A 22,425-nucleotide genomic window follows, 5' to 3' on the forward strand; every position below is an offset into this window, starting at 1 on the left:
GCCATCCTTCGAGACGCCCGCTACGCGGGCTCCTCAGGATGAGGTCTCATTCCCGGCAAGATGTCAGACCCTCATGGTGAGGGCCCGCGTGAGCGGGCATCTCGAACCATGCAGGCCCACCTGTCGCAGCCCGCGAGCATCATGCGCATCGCCCCTCCCCCGTGTTCGGCGTGTCATGACAAATTGCTAGCTGTGGTCCGGATCGATCAACTCGAAAGGACAATCCATGGAATTGAAAGCCGGCGATATCGTCATGCTGAAATCGGGCGGCCAGCCGCTGACCGTCGCGGAGGTCAAGGGCGACGACGTGCTCTGCCTCTGGATGGGCATGGAAGGCGACCTCTTCCGCGAGACGCTGCCGCTCGCCACTCTCATCCAGGTCGAAGAAGACCACGACGAGGATGAAGACGAAGACGAGGAAGAAGACGACGAGGACGACGAGTAGGCACGCCTGAGATCGCGCCCCACGCGAAGGCAAGAGCAGGGTCGCGCCGTCAGTTGCGTCAAGGGCCCTGCCCCGCAGGTCCTGCTTTTGCCCTTCTCTGCGTGAACACTTGAAAAACGGGAACGGAAGCTTCTGCAAACGGTTGAATGAAACTCTGTGGGCATGGAGCCGGGCCCATGATGCTCCAAGCAGACTGCGAACGCTCGTTCGAAGAGAAATTGGCTGAGGAAGCCAGGCGTCTACGCGAAGAGGCCTATCGATTGCCCGACGGCAGGGAGCGCGAAGAGCTCTTCAGGCGGGCACGTAACGCGGCCGTCGCATCTCACATGACAGAATGGCTTCCCTACGTTGGACTGCCAAAGCGGAGATAGGTCCACGTCCATCGGCGGTCGAGTCTCATCCGCAATCGTGGCTTTGCGCACGCAGCTCAGTCCAGTCGCCGCTCGCTGCCCTCGGCAGGGCTCTGCTTGGGTGCGGCTGTTCTGCGCCAGGACGACGAGAGATCCAGCATAGGCGCGACAAGGTCGGCATCGAGCGGACACTCGGACCCGGTAGGGAGTACCCCCATTGAGGTCTCAAAGTGGTCCGTCGTGATGGTACACTGCGACAAGTTGCCCGAGAGGCTGTCGGACATTAGCGCCACGGCTTGCAAGATCTAGCGTCTTGCAACCGGCATGGGCGTGCGTGGTGCTGGAATAACGTTCGCTGCAAAAACCTCATGTCAACGTCGGCATCTGATCCTCATTGAAAGCTTGGATAGACGGAGCAGGAACATGACCTATTCCTCTCAGATCCAGACATCGTTCTCCGGGCCATTGGACACCAGCACCTATCCCCCGGATAGCGGCCTCGCCGTCGGGCTGAACTACGTCGTGATGATCGACGGGGGGCAGATTGAATGGACCAACCTGGCCGGCGGATCACCAACCCAGCAGTCGGTCTACAGCTTCTTCTCGCCGCTATCGCCAACCGGCGGCCTCTATGGTCAGCGCGTCGCGTACGACAGCGTCAATCAGCGCTTCGTCGCGATCATGGAGTACCTGGCGCCGGATGGCGTCACGACGTCCATCGATATCGCGGTCTCCAAGGATTCCAATCCGAACGACGGCTGGACCTTCTCGCAGCTCAATACAACCATCACGATCAGCGGTCAGCCGACCGACTCCGACCGCCCGATTTTGGCGGTCGACGGTTCGAACGTCTACATCTCGACAGCACAGTATAATACCAGCGCGTCCGGTTATGCCGGCACCGAAAACTGGGTCATCGGCGATACCGCCGGCGCGGGCGGAGGGATCTATGGCGGCGGCACGTTGAGCGTGACCGCAAGCGAAGCCATGCCGTCAACCCAAGGCAAATTTGCCGTCGCATCCGGCAACAACGGCAAGACTTACTACGCGAGCGACTTCTCCAGCGGAGGTCAGATCGTCGTCGCCGTGCAGATCTACGATAAGGCCACGAATACGTTCAGCACGACCAGCACCGTCAACCTCGGCAATATCGACCAGGGCGGCAGCTACACGGCCCAGCAGCAGGGGACCAGCCTCCCGCTCGATGCCGGCGACAACCGGATCGCCAGCATGGTCTATGCCAACGGCTTCCTCTACGCCGTAGCCGAGATGAAGCCGACCGGCTCCAGCGTGCCGCTGGTCCATTGGTTCAAGATCGATGTCAGCAATCCCAGCGCGCCGTCCCTCGTGGCGCAGGGCGATATCTCGGGCGCCGCGATCGGCACCAGTGTGGCGACGTTCAATCCATCCATCGCGGTGGACACCGCGGGCGATGTCCTCATCAACTTCACCGCCAGCGGCCCGAACATGTACCCGGCGGACTACTACGTCTTCCAGGGTGGTAGCGATCCCGTGGGCTCGTTCAGCGCCCCCATCCTGTACCAGGCGAGTACCGGTTTCTTCAACGCGGGCGATGGCGCCAGCGTCCAGAGTTGGGGCGTCAATTCGTCGGCCACTGTCGACCCGAATAGTCCGAACGCGTTCTGGGTCTCGAACGAATACGTCGCCAGCGGCTGGTGGCAGACGTCGGTCGCCAAGATCGCGATCCAGAACTCAACGCCGGCCGGGCCTGTGGTCTCTTCCATCGTGGCTTCCGGCACCGGCATCACCAGCGGTGCCGGCGATCTCAACGCCGGCAAGGTGGTCACGCTGACGGTGAACTTCAGCGCGGCCGTGACGGTCAACACCAGCGGCGGCACGCCGACGATCACCCTCAATGACGGCGGTACAGCGAGCTACACCGGCGGCACGGGGAGCACCGCGCTCACCTTCAGCTACACGGTGGCGGCGGGCCAGAACACCGCCGACCTCATCGTCTCGGCGCTCAACCTCAACGGCGCGACGATCGCCGATGGCAGCGGCAATGCCGCCAACCTGACGGGGGCGACCAACTACAATCCGACCGGCATCCTGCAGATCGACACCACCGCGCCGACGATCGCCTCGATCGTCCCGACCGGCACCGGCATCACCAACGGCACCGGCAACGTCAGCACCGGCGGGGTCATCACCTTGACCGTCAATCTCAGCGAGGCGGTGACGGTCAACACCAGCGGTGGTACGCCGACGCTCACCCTCAACGATGGCGGCACGGCAAGCTACACCGGCGGCACCGGCAGCACCGCGCTCACCTTCAGCTACACGGTCGCCGCGGGCCAGACCACATCCGATCTCGCCATCTCGGCCCTCAACCTCAACGGCGCAACCATCAACGACGGAGCCGGCAACGCCGCCAATCTTGCGGGAGCGACCAACTACAATCCCACCGGCACCCTGCAGGTCAACGTAACGGCGCCGACGGTTGCCTCGATCGCGGCCTCGGGCACCGGCATCACCAGCGGTGCCGGCGATCTCAACGCGGGCCAGGTGGTCACGCTGACGGTGACCTTCAACGCGGCCGTGACGGTCAATACCAGCGGCGGCACGCCATCACTTACTCTCAATGATGGCGGTACGGCGAGCTACACCGGCGGCACCGGCAGCACCGCGCTCACCTTCAGCTACACGGTGGCGGCGGGCCAGAACACCGCCGATCTCATCATCTCGGCGCTCAACCTCAACGGCGCGACGATTGTCGACGGCAGCGGCAATGCCGCCAACCTGACGGGTGCGACCAACTACAATCCCGCCGGCATCCTGCAGATCGACACCACGGCGCCGACGATCGCCTCGATCGTCGCGACCGGCACCGGCATCACCAACGGCACCGGCACTGTGAGCACCGGCGGGGTCGTCACCCTGACCGTCAATCTCAGCGAGGCCGTCACGGTCAATACCAGCGGCGGTACGCCGACACTCACGCTCAACGATGGCGGCACGGCGAGCTACACCGGCGGCACGGGCAGCACCGCGCTCACCTTCAGCTACACGGTCGCGGCAGGCCAGACCACGTCCGATCTCGCCATCTCGGCCCTCAACCTCAACGGCGCAACCATCAACGACGGAGCAGGCAACGCCACCAATTTGTCGGGCGCCACCAACTACAATCCGACCGGCACCCTGCAGGTCAACCCGACCACCGCCGCCAAACCTAACCACATCGTCGTCCTTTCCCTGGAAAACGAGAACTATTCCGACATCGTAGGGAGTTCGCAGGCGCCTTACCTGAACTCGCTGATCGCTCAGGGGATGCTGCTAACCAACTACAACGGTGTGACTCATCCGAGCCAGCCCAATTACATTGCCCTGTTTTCCGGCTCGACGCAGGGCATCACCACCAACGGCAACTTTCCCCAGCTTCCGGCCAGCGTGCCGACGCTGGCGAGCACGCTCGCCGCCAGCGGTTACACCTTCGGCGGTTACGCCGAAACCACGGCTGATCCCGAGCGCCAGCCTTGGATCCACTTCGCCAATTCGGCCAGCACCGCTCACGACTTCAGCGCTTTTCCTCAGACCGCGGCCGGCTTTGCCAACCTTCCGACCGTTTCCTACGTTTCGCCCAACGACGCCGACAACATGACGCCGACGAGCGACAACGGCGGCGGGATTCCGGCCGGCGACGCCTGGGTCCAGGCCAATCTCTCCGCCTACGCCGCCTGGGCGCAGGCCAACAATTCGCTGCTGATCGTCACCTTCGACGAAAACAACACCAATCCAGCGGTGACCTACCCCAGTCACGTTGCGGCAATCGTCGTCGGCGGGGGCGTTCCGGCCGGAGCCGTCAACGACTCGCCGACTGACCCGTATTCCCTGCTTGCCACGATCGAAAGCCTTTACGGCGCTGCACCGATCGGCGCCAGCGCCGGCGTACCGGCACTCAACCTCTATTCGGCGACACCGACGAGAGCGTCCGCCACGGTCACTCGGTCATTCTCCGGATTGTCCGACCGGACCAACACTCCGCCCCAAAATGCGTTGGCGGTCGGGCCGAATTACATTTTCACTGCGGAGACCACTCACTACGAGATCACCGACCTGAGCGGCAATCCAATCGTAGCCAACGGGTCATTGTACAGCTTGTTCTCGCCGCTTGGCGGCACGCTTGACAACGCCCTTCTCGACGCGCGCGCCGTCTATGACAGTTCGACCGGCCGCTACGTGGTCACCGCGGATAATTTTCAACCAGGCGGCGGGAATTTCGCCACCAATGTCGATATCGCCGTGTCGGTGGACAGCAATCCGAGCGACGGCTGGTATTTGGCTTCGATCGACACGTCCAACGGCAGAACGACCCAGTCGGACATGCCCTATCTGTCGGTCAGCAACGGCAAAATCTACGTCGCCACGCCCGAATTTTTGGACGCGGGAGGCGGCTACAGCAACGGCGAATTCATCGTCAACGAAAGTAGCGTCATAGCCGCCGGAAACCGCGCGATCACGCCCGACGCCAGCACCAGCGTGCCTAGCACCGCCAGCATCATGCGCAATGTCGCCGGCGACAACGGGGTGACCTATTATTTGAGCGCCCATTCGGACGCGAGGGAGACCACACTCACATATCAAACGTACGATCCGACGCATGGCTTCAGCGCGACCCAAACGATTTTCCTCGGCGACGCCGATGTGGGAGGGGGCGGAAGCAACTTCACCACCGCGCAGTTGGGCACGACCAAGAAGCTCGACATTAACGACGGACGCATCCAGAGCCTTGCCTACACCTCGTCCGGAGGACACAATTACGTCTACGGCGTGAGCGAAGCCATGCCTAGCGCGGGAGGGCTCGCGCAAATCGAGTGGTTCAAGCTCGATGTCACCGACCCCACGAATCCGCAATATGTCATCGGGAACGTCATTTCCGGCGCGTCCATCGGCACGGGTGTCGCCGTATTCAATCCTTCGATTGCGGTCGACCAGAACGGCGACGTGCTCATCAATTTCTCGGCCTCCGGGTCGAACATGTATCCTTCCGACTATTATACGGTGCTCGGCGCCGGGGCTTCCGCCTTCACCGCGCCGACGCTTTACCAGGCGAGCACTACGTTTTTCGATTCCGGTACTCTGAACGACCAGCGCTGGGGCACCTATTCGACCGCTATCGCCGATCCGAACAACCCGAACGGGTTCTGGATCTCGAATGAATATATTGCCAACGGCTGGTGGCAGACGGTGGTTACCCAGATCGCCGTCCAGGGTTCCGGGGCAACGGCACCGACGGTTTCTTCAATCGCGGCCTCGGGCACCGGCATCACCAGCGGCGTCGGCGATCTCAACGCGGGCAAGGTGGTCACGCTCACCGTGAACTTCAGCGCGGCCGTGACGGTCAACACCAGCGGCGGCACGCCGTCGCTCGCGCTCAACGATGGCGGCTCGGCAAGCTATACCGGCGGCTCGGGCAGCACTGCGCTCACCTTCAGCTATACGGTGGCGGCGGGCCAGAACACCGCCGATCTCATTGTCTCATCGCTCAACCTCAACGGCGCGACCATCAGTGGTGGCGGCAATGCCGCCAACCTGACGGGGGCGACCAACTACAATCCGGCCGGCGTCCTGCAGATCGACACCACCGCGCCGACGATCGCCTCGATCGTCCCGACCGGCACCGGCATCACCAACGGCACCGGCAATGTGAGCACGGGTGCGGTTGTCACCTTGACTGTCAATCTGAGTGAGGCCGTCACGGTCAACACCACCGGCGGCACACCGACGCTCACGCTCAACGATGGCGGTACGGCAACCTATACAGGCGGTACGGGCAGCACCGCACTCACCTTCAGCTACACGGTCGCGGCAGGCCAGACCACGTCCGATCTCGCCATCTCATCGTTGAATCTAAATGGCGCGGTCGTCAGTGACGGAGCCAGCAACGCCGCCAACCTGGCCGGCGCCACCAACTACAATCCCGCCGGCACGCTGCAGGTCAACCCGACGGCGACGACGGTTGCCTCGATCGCGGCCTCGGGCACCGGCATCACCAGCGGCGCCGGCGATCTCAACGCCGGCAAGGTGGTCACGCTCACCGTGAACTTCAGCGCGGCCGTGACGGTCAATACCAGCGGCGGCACGCCGTCGCTCACCCTCAACGATGGCGGCACGGCAAGCTATACCGGCGGCACCGGCAGCACCGCGCTCACCTTCAGCTACACGGTGGCAGCGGGCCAGAACACCGCAGATCTCATTGTCTCGTCGCTCAACCTCAACGGTGCGACCATCACCGGTGGCAACGGCATTGCCGCCAACCTGACGGGGGCGACCAACTACAATCCGGCCGGCATCCTGCAGATCGACACCACCGCGCCGACGATCGCCTCGATCGTCCCGACCGGCACCGGCATCACCAACGGTACCGGCACTGTGAGCACAGGTGCGGTTGTCACCTTGACTGTCAATCTGAGTGAGGCCGTGACGGTCAACACCACCGGCGGTTCACCGACGCTCACACTCAACGATGGGGGCACGGCGAGCTACACCGGCGGCACGGGCAGCACCGCGCTCACCTTCAGCTACACGGTCGCGGCGGGTCAGACCACGGCCGATCTCGCCATCTCGGCCCTCAACCTCAACGGCGCGGTCGTCAACGACCTCGCCGGCAATGCGGCCAACCTGGCCGGCGCCACCAACTACAATCCCGCCGGCACGCTGCAAGTCAACCCGACGGCGACGACGGTTGCCTCGATCGCGGCCTCGGGCACCGGCATCACCAGCGGCGCCGGCGATCTCAACGCGGGCAAGGTGGTCACGCTGACGGTGACCTTCAGCGCGGCCGTAACGGTCAACACCGCGGGCGGCACGCCGTCGCTCACGCTCAACGATGGCGGCACGGCGAGCTATACCGGTGGCTCGGGCAGTACCGCGCTCACCTTCAGCTACACGGTGGCGGCAGGCCAGAACACCGCCGATCTGATCATCTCATCGCTGAACCTCAACGGCGCAACCATCACCGGTGGCAACGGCGTTGCAGCGAACCTGACGGGCGCGACCAACTACAATCCGGCCGGCACGCTTCAGATCGACACGACGGCACCGACGATTGCATCGGTCGCGGCCTCCGGCACCGGCATCACCAGCGGCAGCGGTAATCTCAATGCCGGCAAGGTGGTTACGCTGACGGTCAATTTCAGCGAGGCGGTGACGGTCAACACCACCGGCGGCACGCCGACGCTGACCCTCAACGATGGCGGCACGGCAAGCTACACCGGCGGCACGGGGAGCACTGCGCTCACCTTCAGCTACACGGTGGCGGCAGGCCAGAACACCGCAGATCTCATCGTCTCCGCGCTCAACCTCAACGGCGCGACCATCAGCGATGGCGGCGGCAACGCCGCGAACCTGGCAGGTGCCACCAACGCCAATCCGGCGGGCACGCTCAAGATCGATACGACGGCGCCGACCATTGCGTCGATCGTTCCGACCGGCACCGGCATCACCAACGGCACCGGCAATGTCAGCACGGGTGCGGTTGTCACCCTGACCGTCAATCTGAGTGAGGCGGTCACGGTCAACACCAGCGGCGGCACGCCGACACTCACCCTCAATGATGGCGGCACGGCGAGCTACGTCAGCGGCTCGGGCGGTACTGCGCTCACCTTCAGCTACACGGTGGCCGCGGGCCAGACCACGTCCGATCTCGTCATCTCGGCCCTCAACCTCAACGGCGCAACCATCAACGACGGTGCCGGCAACGCCGCCAATCTTGCGGGAGCCACCAACTACAATCCCGCCGGCACCCTGCAGGTCAACACGACGGCGACGACGGTCGCCTCGATCGTCGCGTCCGGCACCGGCATCACCAGCGGCGCCGGCGATCTCAATGCCGGCAAGGTGGTCACGCTGACGGTCAACTTCAGTGCAGCGGTGACGGTCAATACCGCGGGCGGCACCCCGAGGCTCACCCTCAACGACGGCGGCACGGCAAGCTACACCGGCGGTTCGGGCGGCACTGCGCTCACCTTCAGCTACACGGTGGCGGCAGGCCAGAACACCGCCGATCTCATCGTCTCGGCGCTCAACCTCAACGGCGGGACCATCACCGGCGGCAACGGCATTGCCGCAAACCTGACGGGGGCGACCAACTACAATCCCGCCGGCACCCTGCAGATCGACACCACGGCGCCGACGATTGCTTCGATCGTGGCTTCCGGCACCGGCATCACCAACGGCGCCGGCAGCGTGAGCACCGGCCAGGTTGTCACCTTGACCGTCAATCTCAGTGAGGCCGTCACGGTCAACACCAGCGGCGGCACGCCGACGCTCGCGCTCAATGATGGCGGCACGGCGAGCTACACCGGCGGCACGGGCAGCACCGCGCTCACCTTCAGCTACACGGTGGCGGCAGGCCAGACCACGTCCGATCTCGCCATCTCCTCGCTCAACCTCAACGGCGCGGTCATCAGTGACGGCGCCGGCAACGCGGCTAACCTGGCCGGCGCCACCAACTACAATCCCGCCGGCACCCTGCAGGTCAACCCGACCACGACCAGCACCGGCGTCCCGAAGTACAGCCACATCGTCGTTGTCGTCGAAGAAAACCATAACTACGACCAGATCGCCGGCAGTAGCCAGGCACCTTACATCAACAGCCTGATGGCCGGCGGCGCATCGCTGACCAACATGACGGCGGAGTATCATCCGAGCCAACCGAATTACTTCGTCATGTATGCCGGTTCGACATTCGGCACCACCGATGACGGCTCCTACAGCCTTCCCGATCCAACGCTGTACACGGTGCTGAAGAACGGGGGCTACTCGTTCACGGGCTATGTCGACGAGGGCGGAATTGGCAGTGACTTCAACCATGATCCCTGGGTTTCATTCCCCGAGGGCCGCACGGTTCAGACGGATTTCACCAGCTTCCCGTCGCTTTTTGCCAACGGCAATTATTCCAGCCTGCCGACCGTCTCGTACGTCATTCCCAGCGTGAGTAACGACATGCACGATGGGACGATCGCGCAAGGCGATACATGGCTTCAACAAAACCTGAGCGCCTATGCTCAGTGGGCGGTCAACAACAATTCGCTGCTGATCGTGACCTGGGACGAGAATGACGATTCGACCTCCGAGGCTGCTGCCAACACGGTACCAACTCTGCTGTACGGCGCCAACGTGGTGCCGGGAAACTACAACACCGCCTACAATCACTACAATCTTCTGAGCACGATCACGGCTTCGCTGGGCTTGACCGCTCCCAACAACGCCGCGACGGCGGCGCCCATCCAGGTGTTTGGGACGGCCGCTGCGGGAGCGGCTGCGCTGGCGGTGGATCAGGACGGGGCGCCCGAGAGTCCGGCACTGAGCATCAGCAGCAATTCGCTGACGGTAAACGCCGGAGGATCCGTGTCGTTGGGCATCACCGCGACGCCCGTCGATTCCGACGACCAATTGTCGGTGAGCATCAGCGGCTTGCCGAGCTACGAGTCGATCACGGCTCCGGCCGGAAACACCGTCACCAGCAGCCTTCAATCCAACGGAACCACCACCTGGACCATTACCGAAGGCGCCTCCACGACGGGCCAACCGCTCACCGGGCTGACGCTGTCGTCGAGCTATACGGGCACCGACCATCCGGTCGCGACGCTCACGGTGACGGCGAGCAACACGACGTCCGGCGAAGCCGCCACATCGGCGTCACAGACCATGACGGTGACCGATCCGCCGGCGTCGGCGCCAAGTGGTCCCGGCGCCGCCCCGCCCTGGGACGCCGGGAATATCGATCGCCTTGCAGCGCTGATGAATCAATTCGCAGCCGCCGGCTTCGACGGACACGGCCCTGGCCCGTTCTGCCCGCCCTCCAATCCGAACGTCGGTTGGGACAACCAGGCCGCTCTCGCCGCTGCCCATCTCCACACGGGATGAGCAGCGGCGCACCGGCCGCGCCGTTTGCTCATCTCGCGACACGGCCTCTCTCGCGGAGGGGCGGCATGTTGATTCAAATCAATGGTTCTCCCGACGCCTGGAGATCAATGACCCGCTGAGGCCATTTGATCCTCGCGGGAGATGACCATGCGGACCCTGGCTGTCGCTGCTGTCATGAGCCTGACGCCGGCTACGGCGTTCGCCGTCTCCGAGTGCCGCGTCACCGGTCATCCGTCCGTGTTTGGCGTCGACATGACGGCCTACTTCGCGGTCAGGTCGGGGCAAACGTGCAATTTCCCGATGCGAATTCCGGGAGCGATGCACAACTCGGGCGTTTCCCAGAAGCCTGCGCACGGGACGCTGCGGCAGATCAACGTCACGACGTTCAGGTACACCGCGGCATCCGGTTACAAAGGCAACGACAATTTCGCCATCTACGGTGAAGGAAAGGGTCCCTACGGCTCAGGCCGATCGGTCATGACCGTGAATGCAACGATCGAGTAGCAGCGGCACACGAACCATCGCAGGCCGGGACGCGTCATTGCATTTGCTGTTGCCGCTGCGAACGCGCGTGGCCTAGTATCGTCGCGGTGCCGGGAGAGCCGGGATCTCTGTGGTCCGCAGTGCCCCGGCCGTCAGTGCCCTGGACGTCGAATTCGCAAATCCCCGGAGTCGCATGATGCGCGCGCTTCCCTTTCTCCTGATCATCTGGATCGCGATGTCTGCGTCCGCGCCGGCCGTCGCTCAACGGTTCGGCGGCCATCATCCGATTTGCCTTCAGAAGTGGGAATGGGGCGGTGCGAGCTCCATTTCGTGTCAGTACGATTCATGGGAGGCGTGCAAAGCGACCGCTGCAGGCCTTTCCGCCACGTGCCTGGTGAACCCTTACGCGCAACCAGCGTCCCCGCCGCCACTGTCGCCTGCAGACCGCGCTCCGCGTCTGCGATAGATGCGATTTGCGGCGACACATGACGCCTTCAGGAACGATGTCGTGTAGCGACGGGTTGATGCTTGCCGTTGCGGCGGCAATTCGTTAGCCATGGTCGGCGATCGGCAGCCGCCGTTCGATTGACATGATGGAGGATCTCATGCGGATCGCCTTGCTGGTTGTCTTCATGGTGGCGGGACTTGCTCCCGCAGCGCACGCCGAGCGTGACTATCCCTGGTGCGTGTTTGGCGGCGGGCTCGGCTTCCCCGGCGAGTGCATGTATTCGACGCGAGAACAGTGCCTGGCGTCATCGTCCGGCCGGTGGAATACCTACTGCGACATAAACCCGCGCGTGAGGTTCCAGCAGCAAACTCCGGCTCCGCGCCGGACGCGCTGATCACGGCAGCGCCGGCGGCTCACGCACGCGACAATCAGCCCGCGATGTCGACAAGCGACATTTGCCAAATTGCACGATCGCATCGCCCGATGCGGGTCCCCGATGCCGGGGATGTGACCGGTCGTGAAGCCCACACCCGTTGGGGCGCTGCAGCCGAGCCTTAAGTTACCAGACGAGAGGCAGCTGGAGAAAAAGCGATGCGTTCCATTTTGGCTTTGAGCCTTTTGATCGGCCTGTGCGGCGTTGCGAACGCGGCGCCGGCGCACCACAGCCATCGGCACGCTGTCGTTCGCTCCGATCAGGGCACGTTCGCGCCGGGCTCCGCTTCGAGCTTTGCGTACGCGCCATCGCGGCCGCCGACCGAATCCAGGTCCGCTGACCCCTGTGACAAGCCGGAAGCATATTACGGCGCGTGTCAGGGTTATGCGCCCGGCGAAAAGGAGCGGTTTCTGGGCAGCTTGCACGGCCCATAGACGCTCGAACCCGCAAGTGCCGGGAGCGATGTCGTCCGACTCGGACCATCAATCCAGCGGAACGTTCAGACTGGTCCCTTTGGTGATGATGCCGCCACGGTTGCCGATCTCGATCGAGCCATAGCGCTGCTTGAAGCAATCGGGCAGCGGCCGGTCACCTGCCATGCTGAGCCAAAGGCGCAGCAGATGACGTTTTTCGCCGGCATTGGGCCAATCGCGGAATCCGGTCCGGTCATGCAGCAAGGCATGATTGTAGACGAACTGCATGTCCCCCGGCTGTAGCCGCATGCCGAAATGCAAGCGGGGATCATTCGCGAGCGCGTCGAAGAGATCGAGCGCCTCGACGTGGGCCGGCGTCAGTCTCGGCGCATCGGGAAAGCGCTGCGCGCTGTCGATGTACTGGCGCTGATAGAACCCGGTCAGGAATCCCGCATGCCAATTCAGCACGGGGATTTCGAGATACGGCTTTTCGTTCTCCGGCACCTCGCCGCGCCGGTCGGTCGCGATCGGCTCGAACAGGAGCGCGGCAAGGTCGGGACGCCGGTCGAACATGTCGTTGTAGATCGACGTCGTGCTGACCAGGAGAGAGTCCCCTCCCTCCATCGCCTCGCGAATGCACAACAGTCCAACCACGTCGGACGAATCCGTGTGGAATGTCTGCCGTTCCGACGTCTGATAGATCCTCGTGTTCGGATCCCTGGCGTCGGCGCCAATGTCACGGACGTGACCGAGAATGTGACCCGCTGCATTCTGGGACCGCGCTGATCCCAGATGCGCGCCCACCCCGCAAAATATCGTAGCCGCAAACTCCCGGCTGTATGTCGCCACCGGGAGGCCGCGGATGACCTCGAAGCCCAGGCCGGTCAGCAGCTTTGCCTTGAGCTGTTCCAGATGCGCACCGAGGCGCGGAAGCGGAAAGCCGTCCTTGGTGATGTCGGCGATTTTCCTGCTTCGACCAAGATAGGATTCCGCCGCGTTCTCGAGCTCCGCGATCTCGCCGGCCTCGAGCGATACCAGCCACCGATCAGGATTGGCCTTCATCTCGGTGCCTAGCCAGGCGGATGGGATGTCGATCTTCCCTGACGGGCGATCGATCCCGCGGGTCGCTGAGACCACGTTCATATTGCTGGCTCCTGGGAAGATGGGTCGTCGGACACGGCGTCATATTGTGACAACGGCGTGTTGGCAACTTCGTGGGCCCACGGCCAGGGCCCGGGCAATCGTCGCACACAACGGTGGACGAACGGACATCACTGAATGTCACAGAAAGGCCGGAAGCCGACATCGCAACGGCGCGAGCGGGCGGCGTTCTGTCGGCCACCATGTCGATGACGGAGATGCTCTTGCGTCCTCCGAATTGTCGGTATCCGAATGCTGTGATACAACCATTAGCTGTCGGGATTACATTTCCGTCCTTTTTGGGGAGGCACCTTATGAGATTCTCGTTAGGCTTCGCCGTGCCGTCAGTCGTCGTTACCTTGGCAACCGTCTTGCTGTGCAGCACATCAGGCACGGCATGGTCTCAACCCACACCGAACTCTTCGCTTCCCGCCGTTTCCGTCGAAGCGCCTAAGGCAAGATCGACTGTTGTGCCGCGGCAGGGGCCAACGACCGCGAGAACCCACCACCGGGCACCAGGCTCGGCAACCGGTCAAACGGCGTCGTTCGCGCCGGGCTCACCGTTGGCGAGGCTTGCCAAGCTGGAGAGAGCGGCCCGCAGCTGCAACGGTGGTTGCGAAACAAGTTTCCCGGTCGGCAACGCCCCCTGGGTCGGATGTAGCAATAATCCCGGAGGGGGTGACAACAGTCTGTTCTCGCCAACGTGCACAGACACGCTCAGCTACAACACTTATGCGGAGTGCGTAGAGACCAAGGGTTTCCTTGGCGCGCAACCGAGAGAATCCCGGTGGCTTTGCACCAGCCTGCTGGCCGGGGGCAAGTTGCCCGGCGAAAAGCGCATCGCCGAAAGCCAGCAATGGGGCCGCCGCTAGTCTACGCCTGGCAGCTCTGACCAGGACACAAGACCGCATGGCTTGAGGATTTCGAGCCATGCGGAATGCCCGCATCGGATCATCAGCACAGGTCGGACGGAGTGGCGGCTGTGTGCGCGTCGGCCACTCCCAGCCATCAAGCCGTCAGCGCCGCCCCGTCATCGCGCTCAATTCCGTCTTGACGCGCGCCAGGGAGTTCGGGCCATCCGGGTCGGACGGAACGAGTTGCGCATAAGCTTCGAAGTCGGACACGGCCTCGACGAGACTGCGCTTCTTCTCCCGCGCCACGCCGCGGTTGTAATAGGATTTGGCAAATCTCGGATTGAGCCGGATCGCTTCGCCGTAGTCGGCGATGGCGCTGTCGAGGTCGCCCTTGGCCAGGAAAGCATCGCCGCGGTTGTCATAGGCTTCGACATATTTCGGATTGAGGCGGAGCGCGGAATCGTAGTCGCCGATGGCGCGATCGCGGTCCCCCTTGGTGATCCAGGCATTGCCGCGGTTGTTGTAGGCTTCGACGTAGTTCGCATCGAGCCTGATCGCCTCGTTGTAATCGGCGATGGCGCGGTCGGCCGCCCCCCTCTCCGACCAGGTCACGCCGCGGTTGTTGTAGGCCTTGACGTAGCCGGGATCGAGCCGGATGACCTCGCTGTAGTCGGCGGCGGCGCGATCGAAGTCGCGCTTGTCCTGCCGGGCGTTGCCGCGGTTGAAATAGGCAGCGGCGCGGTTGGGATCGGCCCGGATCGCCTCGCTGTAGTCGGCGATGGCGCGGTCAAGGTCGCTCTTGTTTTTATATTCAACGCCGCGGTTCAGGTAGATTTTCGCAAGCTCCTCGCCCCTGAAATCGCCCGACGCAATGGCGCGGGAGCATGCCGCGATGGCGGCGTCGCCTGATTGCCTTGCGCAGGTGTCCGCGTCGTCCGCGACAGCCACCGCAGGTAAGCCTGCGAGAGCCAGCACGGTCAGCCATGGAAACAACCGGTATCGTGTGGACCGCATCTGCATCACATGTGGCTTCCGCAATCGACGGGAGGAGCCGGGACGGCCGTTAGCCGTTCCCTTGGGCGCTGCTCCCGCTTTCTTGGTCGGCGGCGGCGCCCAGATGGTTCGTTAACGATGACCTCGTGGAACTTTGATTTTGCAACTTAATTCGTCGCTATTTCACGGGGTGTTGCCCGAAGTGCACAGGCGTCGTCTCGCGGCTGTGGTTAGATATGCTCGCGGGCTAACGGGAGATGGTCTGTGCGTGCGTGGGTTCCAGTTGCTGTCGCAACGATTGTGATCACCGGTTCGGCCAACGCGGCCGACCTCGCGCCCGTGTACAAGGCGCCGCCTGCGGCACCGGTCGCCTACAGCTGGTCCGGGTTCTACCTGGGCGGCAACGTCGGCGTCATCTGGAACGACAGACGGGCCGACCCCGTGTCATTCACGACCACCGGCGTTGACTTTCCCGGGCGCCAGGCCGTTGGCCAGTTTCCGAGCTTCGACGTCCGCGATACCGCTTTCACCGGCGGCGTTCAGGCTGGCTACAATTTCCAGTTCGGGTCGAATTGGGTCGCGGGTCTCGAAGCCGATATCAACTACAGCGGACTGAACAAGACCGATACGCGCGTATACCCGGCGACCCCTTTCATCGGCGGCGGCATCATCGACCCCAATACCGAATCCGCGACACAGAAGCTCGGCTGGCTTGGGACCGTACGCGGTCGCCTCGGGTTCACGACCCTGAACAACAGGTTGCTCGCGTTTGCAACCGGCGGCCTGGCCTATGGAAAGGTCGATGACAGCATCTATACCATTGGCGTGCCGAACGGTGCGGGCCCAGTCCAGATCAGCGCCAGCTCGTCGTCGGTTCGCGTCGGCTGGACCGCGGGCGGCGGCCTGGAATACGCATTTGCCAGCAATTGGAGGGCCAAGGTCGAATACCTCTACTACGATCTTGGCAGACAGAACCTCACCCTGGATTACGCGCCGATTCCGGGCGATGCGAACAACACGATCACGTACAGATTTCGCAACAACGGCAATCTGGTGCGCGTCGGCCTGAACTACAATTTCTAGAGACGCAGGGGACGTCGTCGTCGTCGTCGTCGCCGCACGCCGGGGCGTGCCTGATGCACCCTAAGCCGAATCCTTGGTCGGACGTTCGGGATGGCAGAGGCTGCAATTGACGCGGCAGCCTTGAGCCATCATGCCCGCTCGGCGAAGCTGCTCCGTTTTCCGGCGGGCCTCCGGATAGCTGGGAAACTCCTCCCAGAAGTAAGTGCTGCCGCGGCCAACGCGGATACTGCCCTGCTCCATTCCCTGGCCATTTCGGCACGCGACGCATTCCGGGTGGTGGATACGAACGCGCTTGAGCATCGTGTCCCAAAATACCCAGAACATTGGTTGTCCTCCCAGGCCTCGCGCTGGAATTTTGTTCGGGCAGATCTTTCCTGACACCATGGCCGATGGCCCATTCCCACTGCCAATTGCCAACAAAAATCGGCCCCAACTCCGGGGCTGCCCGAGCTGAGGCCAATTTGCTGGACTGACGGGCTTTCACCAGGCCAGGCACGTCACAATGCGCTACAGGCAGCACTCCGTGCCATTGGCCATCCGATCTACCTCGGAATTTTCCTACTTGCGGCCGATCGTTCCGCCTGCGGCCTGCTCGATGGCCGGAGGGTTCCAGCGTCCGTCGATCGCCTGCGGCCTCGGTCCGTAAAGACGCAGCGTCAATCCAAGTTTCCCGCTCTTCGGCGCTGGCAGCCAGTTCGCCTCCTTGTCTGCTCCCGGGGTCTCGTTCTGGACGTAAAGGTCGAGCGAGCCGTCGGTATTGTATGCGAGCGCGTCGCGGTCGCCGATGGCGAAGCGGTTGATCGGGTTGGCAACCTGGTAGCCCTCTTCGTCGTACATCGTCAGCGACCAGAACGCGCTGACCGGCGGCAGTTCATCCTTGTCGAAGTGCAGGACATACTTTTTCTCCGCCGTCACCGGCTTGCCCGCCGCATCGGCGACATTGAGGGGGTAGATCGCATCTTCCGGCTGATTGGCTCCGAGGCCTACGAGCGCAACGATGGCGCGCTTGAGATAGAAGTCGCCATACACACCCATCGTGTCGGTGTTCATCTGCCAGCCATTGGTGACGCGAGCCAACGTCGGTGCCTTGTCGTACATGCGTTTCAAGCCGGCAGCAGCACCTTGTGCGAGAACGTCCGGGCTGGCCTTGGTGCTATCGAACGTCCCGGGCTCGATCCCGATGCGCTTCATGCGCGCGAGGTTAGACCAGTCCGTCATGTGCGGCGGGTTCTGCTTCATCAGTTCGGCGCCATATTTGAAAAACTCGGCTGCCGGCATCTCGGCGACCATCCTCAACGGCTCGGTCTTGGTGTCGACCGACGGATCGATCTTCTGCGCGACCTTGGACGGCGCTTTCCCCCAATCGGCCAGAGCCGTGATCTTGTAGCCGTCCTGGATCTTGTGGACGGCGTCGTAGTCCTTCACGCCGTTGGTCTGGGTGCGGCCGATGATCCAGACATAGGACGTCGGCGCGTTGATGCGTTCGACGTCCGGCGGCAGCGTTCCGGCCCAGCCGGGCGGCACGAGGGCAAAGCTGGCAGCGCCGGTGCCGTTCGTTCGCTTGCCCGGGACGGCGAAGACATCGGTCCACATGTCGAGCATCGGCAGCAGGAAGTAGCGTCCGCCGGTATCAGCCGTCGAGACGACCATGGGGCCGCCGGTCAGATCGAGCCAGGCACTGGAATAGAGCGTATCGAAGTTTGGGCGCACCACGGTCCGCATGTCGGCTGTCGGAAACGCGCGGATATGCGTGAAGGCATTGGCCGGCCCGCCAAGCGGATTGGTCTTGGGGTCGAGATTGGTGAGTTGCTTGCGCGTCAGGTCCATCAGGATCATGGGATAAAGATAGACATAGGCTTCCTGCGCGATCGTCAGCGTATCCTCGGCGGATGTCGATTGGGCCGCCGGGGCTGAGGATTGCTGCGCATGCGCCGTTGTCGTCGCGACCGAACCTGCCGCCGAAACCGCGAAGGCGGCTGCAACCGATGCCGCTCTCAACAAGGTGCGGGTGGTTTCTGCGTTGCGTGAGCACGTCATGATGCATCTCCTGCTTGGCCGCACGTGCAGCACGTCCCGTTCGAACGCGAGGTCGGCAGCGGCCAGGCATGCAGCTTGGGATGGGACCGCCGGAGCACCGCTTGATTTAGATCAAGGAACATCCGCGCCGGCGCACGAACCGCCGATGACGGTGCGGCACGCGCGCCGATGTCGTCGGGTCGTCTACGCGATGAGCTGTTTTGCCGCAGCCGAGATCATGACCAGCCCACCGGTGATCACGGCGACATCGAGGATCGCGGTGTGGATGTGCACCGGCATCCGCTCGACGAAAGCTTTTGCGAGGAACGCGCCGGGAATGGCGATGCCGCCGATCAGCAGCGCGAAGGCGAGCACCTGCGCGGTGACGGCGCCGGCGAGGCCGAACACCGAGATCTTGATCAGACCGGTGCCGAGCGAGATCATCGCATCGGTCGCGATCACGGCGGCGCCTTCGAGGCCTGCGGCCATCAAGAGCGAGAGCAGGATCACGCCGGAGCCCGACGTGCCTCCGACGAGAACGCCGTAACCGACCGATCCCGCGGCAAGGCCGGTGTCGCCGATCTTGACCTGGCGGCGACGCAGCACGCGGCGCAGCGGCACGCTGAGGATCAGCATGGTGCCGATCACGAGTGCCGCGCCGGCATTGGTGAGGCGCGTGTAGCCGTAGGCGCCGAGCGCAGTGGTCAGCGCCGCGCAGGCCAGCACGATCAGCGCACGGCGGCGATCGGCATAGCGGAGATAGGCGACCGCACGGCTGGAATTGGTGAAGAGCGCGGAGATCGCAATGATCGGCACCACGGGCTCGGCACCGACCAGTGGCACCAGCACCAGCGGCATCAACGCGCCGGTGCCGTAGCCGGCGAGACCACCGATGATCGAAGCAAACAACGCCATCAACGCGACCAGCAAGAGCTGAAATATCGAGATGTCGGCGAAGCCTGAAACGATGGTCACGTTCTCTCATCGCGGCTGATGCGTGCCGCAGCTTGATCGGCGATGGCAGCGAGTGCGGCTTCCTCTAGTGGAAAGTCCGCCGCAAGCCAAGCGTCCTCGGCAAGTGTCAACACATGTCCGAGCGCAGGTCCCTCGGCCATGCCGCGCGCGATGAAGTCGGCGGCTTTCAGCGGGAATTTCGGCGCAGTCCAGCGTTGCGGCAGCTCGGCGAGCTCGCGCCAGCGCGACGAATTCACGTCGCCGCCGCCCCGCGCCCAGGCCAGCAACACACGATCGTGATAGCGCTCGGGTCCCAGCCGATACACCAGCCGCCGCGCATTGGCTTCGCCCTTGGTCGGCAAGCGCCACCAGCGATGGCCCATCGAATCCAGCGCCTTGGCTTCGGCGTTAGAGAGCCGCAAGCGCGTCGCGACGCGCTTGGCGTCTTCGGTGACGGCCACCGTCAGCGCCGCCAGACGCCGTGTGACGCTGGCCGGCAAGCGCAGCTCCTGCTCGATCGCGATCATCGCCGTCAGCGGCCCGGTATAGACAACGCCGCCGATCATCGCTGGCAGCAAGCCGGCATCGGCCATCGCAAGCACGGCCGCGGATGCGCCGCCCGCCACCAGCAATTTCAGCATCTCCATGCGCACGCGCTCGGCCGAGAGCGTGGCAAGGCCGCCGCGGCCACGGATGCAGGCGAGGTAGCCGTCGCGATCGGGATCGCCGGCGCCGAACGCGGCATGGATGCGGAAGAAGCGCAGGATGCGCAAATAATCCTCGGCGATGCGCTGGTCGGGCGCGCCAATGAAGCGCACGCGCCGTGCTTTGGCATCCGCGATGCCGCCGACATAGTCGTAGACCACGCCGTGCGCGTCGACCGACAGGCCGTTCATCGTAAAATCGCGCCGCTCGGCGTCCTTGACCCAGTCGCGGCCGAAGACGACCCTGGCCTTGCGGCCGAAAGTTTCGGTGTCCTCGCGCAGCGTCGTGACTTCGTAAGGTGTGCCGTCGATGACCAGCGTGACGGTGCCGTGGTCGATGCCGGTCGGCACGCTCTTGATGCCGGCAGCTTTCGCGCGCCGGACCACCTCCTCGGGGCGCGCCGTGGTCGCAATATCGGTGTCGCCCGGCGGCAGGCCGAGCAGCGCGTTGCGGACGGTGCCGCCGACCACGCGCGCTTCCTCGCCATCGGCATTGAGCAGGTGCAGGACGCGCGCCGTCCCGCCCGAGGTCAGCCAGGGCGCACCAGCAAGTATGGGCTCCGCGCTCATCGTCCGGCCCTTATCTTTCCATTCAGCTGTCCCTGCCCGGCACGAGCTTGCCGTTCTCGATATGGGCGGGGATGTAGGTCGAGTTCGGTGCGGCGCCGGAGAAATGCGCTAACCCAATCAGCCCGGCGATGACGAGCACCAGCGCCGCCAGCACCTGGCGCGCGACGACGGTGATCGGCCAGGACGATTGCACGAACAGGCCGGACCGCGTGGCGGCCAGGAACAGCGCATAGACGGCAAAGGGGATGAGGAAGATTCCGATCTCGGTCAGAACCGGCCGGATCATGACGAATAGATCCGCTCATACAGCACACGCAGCATTCCGGCCGTCGCACCCCAGATGTAGCGCTCCGCAAACGGCATCGCATAGTAAAACCGCTCCATGCCGCGGAATTCCTTGCTGTGCACCTGGTGGTTCGCCGGATTCATCAGGAAGGATAGCGGCACTTCGAATGCGTCATCAACCTCGGAATGGTTGATCGTCAACTGAAATCCCGGCCGCACCCGGGCGACCGTCGGCAGGATGCGGAAGCCGAACGCGGTGCCATAGAGATCGAGATAGCCGATCGGCTCGACGAAATCTCTGGACAGCCCGACCTCCTCCTCGGCCTCGCGCAGCGCAGCGTCGAGCGGCGAGGAATCGGTCGCATCGATCTTGCCGCCGGGAAAGGCGATCTGGCCGGCGTGGTCGTTGAGATTGGCCGAACGCTGCGTCAGCAGGATGGTCGGCTCGGGATGGTCGACAACCGCGATCAGCACGGCTGCGGGACGCACCGGCTGCTCGCGCGCGACGATCTCGAGCATCTTGTCGGTGCCGGGATCGCCGGAGGCCGGAACGATGTTGGGATCGAACAGGCCCGGCGGAACGTCGAAGCCGAGCCTCGCCCTGGTGCGCGCAAAGAAATCCGTTCCACGGAAAGCGACGGGCTCGCTCTTCTCGCTTTTGGAGATAGGCTTGTTCAAAGCGCGGCCCTCACCTGCTCCGCATCGGCCATGGCGAAGAATTCGCCGGCCGACTCGACGCCGAACATCGGCTGGCCATCGACCATCCGCTCCTCGCCCATGTCAACCAGATCGTAGTAGAGCGCGCGGGTGACCTTGGCCCAAAGATCGGCGCGGACGTGGAGATAGGGCGTCAGGCCGCCATCCCTGGCCTGCTCGAACCGCAGCCGGTGCGCGGCATCGCAGGTGACCCAGTCGTCGACATTGGTACGGAAGCTCAGCAGGCGATGGCTTTCCTCGCCGGCCTTCAGCATCTCGACCGCCATGAACGGCGCGTCGTCGACGCGGATACCGACCTTCTCCACCGGCGTGACGAGGAAATGCTTGTCGCCCTCGCGTTTGAGGATGGTGGAGAACAGGCGGACCAGCGCGTGACGGCCGATTGGCGTGCCCATGTAGAACCAAGTACCATCGGAGGCGATTCGGATGTCGAGATCGCCGCAAAACGGCGGATTCCACAGATGCACCGGAGGCAGGCCCTTTTTGGCGCCTTCGGCACCGGCAGCACTTTTGGCGGCGGCAGTGAGCCCCTCAAGACCGCGATCGGCGCTCTGCCCTTGGTTCGCCATGGTTTGCCCTGACTTTGTCATTTCGCACGGATGTCGTTTGGCACGATTGGTGCAGGTCTACGTTGTAAATCGGTGCGCGG

Annotated in this window: 15 protein-coding genes; 6 read left to right on the plus strand and 9 right to left on the minus strand. The window is 63.7% G+C overall.

The features are described from left to right. Positions 1-226: 226 nt before the first annotated feature. The 5 genes from QA645_RS34235 to QA645_RS34260 all read left to right on the plus strand — a co-directional run bounded on the left by QA645_RS34235 (position 227) and on the right by QA645_RS34260 (position 12,008). The gene (locus QA645_RS34235; RefSeq protein WP_254129315.1) at positions 227-445 is read left to right on the plus strand and encodes a DUF2158 domain-containing protein; all 219 of its coding nucleotides are present in this window, start codon (positions 227-229) and stop codon (positions 443-445) included. A 773-nt stretch (positions 446-1,218) separates the two neighbouring features. Next, positions 1,219-10,683 carry an alkaline phosphatase family protein gene (locus tag QA645_RS34245; RefSeq protein ID WP_283045638.1) on the plus strand — a complete coding sequence of 3,155 codons (9,465 nt, stop codon included), beginning with the start codon at positions 1,219-1,221 and terminating at the stop codon, positions 10,681-10,683. Between the two features lie 147 nt (positions 10,684-10,830). Next, positions 10,831-11,187 carry a hypothetical protein gene (locus QA645_RS34250; RefSeq protein WP_283045640.1) on the plus strand — a complete coding sequence of 119 codons (357 nt, stop codon included), beginning with the start codon at positions 10,831-10,833 and terminating at the stop codon, positions 11,185-11,187. Positions 11,188-11,401: 214 nt separating this feature from the next. After that, the gene (locus QA645_RS34255) at positions 11,402-11,632 is read left to right on the plus strand and encodes a DUF3551 domain-containing protein (protein ID WP_283053466.1); all 231 of its coding nucleotides are present in this window, start codon (positions 11,402-11,404) and stop codon (positions 11,630-11,632) included. A 139-nt stretch (positions 11,633-11,771) separates the two neighbouring features. Beyond that, the gene (locus QA645_RS34260) at positions 11,772-12,008 is read left to right on the plus strand and encodes a DUF3551 domain-containing protein (RefSeq protein ID WP_283045641.1); all 237 of its coding nucleotides are present in this window, start codon (positions 11,772-11,774) and stop codon (positions 12,006-12,008) included. 521 nt (positions 12,009-12,529) lie between these two features. On the opposite strand, the gene QA645_RS34265 is transcribed toward QA645_RS34260, so the two are convergent. Beyond that, positions 12,530-13,603, minus strand: a complete 1,074-nt coding sequence (locus QA645_RS34265) for a TauD/TfdA family dioxygenase (RefSeq protein WP_283045643.1) — start codon at positions 13,601-13,603, stop codon at positions 12,530-12,532. 1,013 nt (positions 13,604-14,616) lie between these two features. Further along, positions 14,617-15,468 (minus strand): tetratricopeptide repeat protein, encoded by an 852-nt coding sequence (locus tag QA645_RS34270; protein ID WP_283045645.1) that lies wholly within the window; start codon positions 15,466-15,468, stop codon positions 14,617-14,619. Positions 15,469-15,747: 279 nt separating this feature from the next. On the opposite strand from QA645_RS34270, the gene QA645_RS34275 reads away from it, so the two are divergent. After that, positions 15,748-16,530: an outer membrane beta-barrel protein gene (locus QA645_RS34275; RefSeq protein ID WP_283045646.1), complete on the plus strand. Its 783-nt coding sequence runs from the start codon at positions 15,748-15,750 to the stop codon at positions 16,528-16,530. Positions 16,531-16,590: 60 nt separating this feature from the next. Here the strand turns inward: QA645_RS34275 and QA645_RS34280 are convergent, their stop codons facing one another. The 7 genes from QA645_RS34280 to QA645_RS34310 all read right to left on the minus strand — a co-directional run bounded on the left by QA645_RS34280 (position 16,591) and on the right by QA645_RS34310 (position 22,345). Further along, positions 16,591-16,854 carry a hypothetical protein gene (locus QA645_RS34280; RefSeq protein ID WP_254129306.1) on the minus strand — a complete coding sequence of 88 codons (264 nt, stop codon included), beginning with the start codon at positions 16,852-16,854 and terminating at the stop codon, positions 16,591-16,593. A 234-nt stretch (positions 16,855-17,088) separates the two neighbouring features. After that, positions 17,089-18,567 (minus strand): DUF1254 domain-containing protein, encoded by a 1,479-nt coding sequence (locus QA645_RS34285; RefSeq protein WP_283045647.1) that lies wholly within the window; start codon positions 18,565-18,567, stop codon positions 17,089-17,091. A gap of 183 nt (positions 18,568-18,750) precedes the next feature. Further along, entirely contained in the window at positions 18,751-19,521 is a 771-nt protein-coding gene (locus tag QA645_RS34290; RefSeq protein ID WP_283045648.1) for a sulfite exporter TauE/SafE family protein, read from the minus strand. Further along, positions 19,518-20,774 (minus strand): CCA tRNA nucleotidyltransferase, encoded by a 1,257-nt coding sequence (locus tag QA645_RS34295; RefSeq protein WP_283045649.1) that lies wholly within the window; start codon positions 20,772-20,774, stop codon positions 19,518-19,520. The genes QA645_RS34290 and QA645_RS34295 overlap by 4 nt, the downstream gene beginning before the upstream one ends. Before the next feature lie 22 nt (positions 20,775-20,796). Beyond that, positions 20,797-21,060 carry a DUF6111 family protein gene (locus QA645_RS34300; protein ID WP_283045650.1) on the minus strand — a complete coding sequence of 88 codons (264 nt, stop codon included), beginning with the start codon at positions 21,058-21,060 and terminating at the stop codon, positions 20,797-20,799. Continuing rightward, positions 21,057-21,737 carry a CoA pyrophosphatase gene (locus QA645_RS34305; RefSeq protein WP_254129300.1) on the minus strand — a complete coding sequence of 227 codons (681 nt, stop codon included), beginning with the start codon at positions 21,735-21,737 and terminating at the stop codon, positions 21,057-21,059. Before QA645_RS34305 ends, QA645_RS34300 begins: the two co-directional genes overlap by 4 nt. Continuing rightward, entirely contained in the window at positions 21,734-22,345 is a 612-nt protein-coding gene (locus tag QA645_RS34310) for a DUF1285 domain-containing protein (protein ID WP_283045651.1), read from the minus strand. The genes QA645_RS34305 and QA645_RS34310 overlap by 4 nt, the downstream gene beginning before the upstream one ends. Positions 22,346-22,425 lie beyond the last annotated feature (80 nt).

It is taken from the genome of Bradyrhizobium sp. CIAT3101, assembly GCF_029714945.1.
In the GTDB taxonomy this organism is placed as follows: Bacteria; Pseudomonadota; Alphaproteobacteria; order Rhizobiales; family Xanthobacteraceae; genus Bradyrhizobium.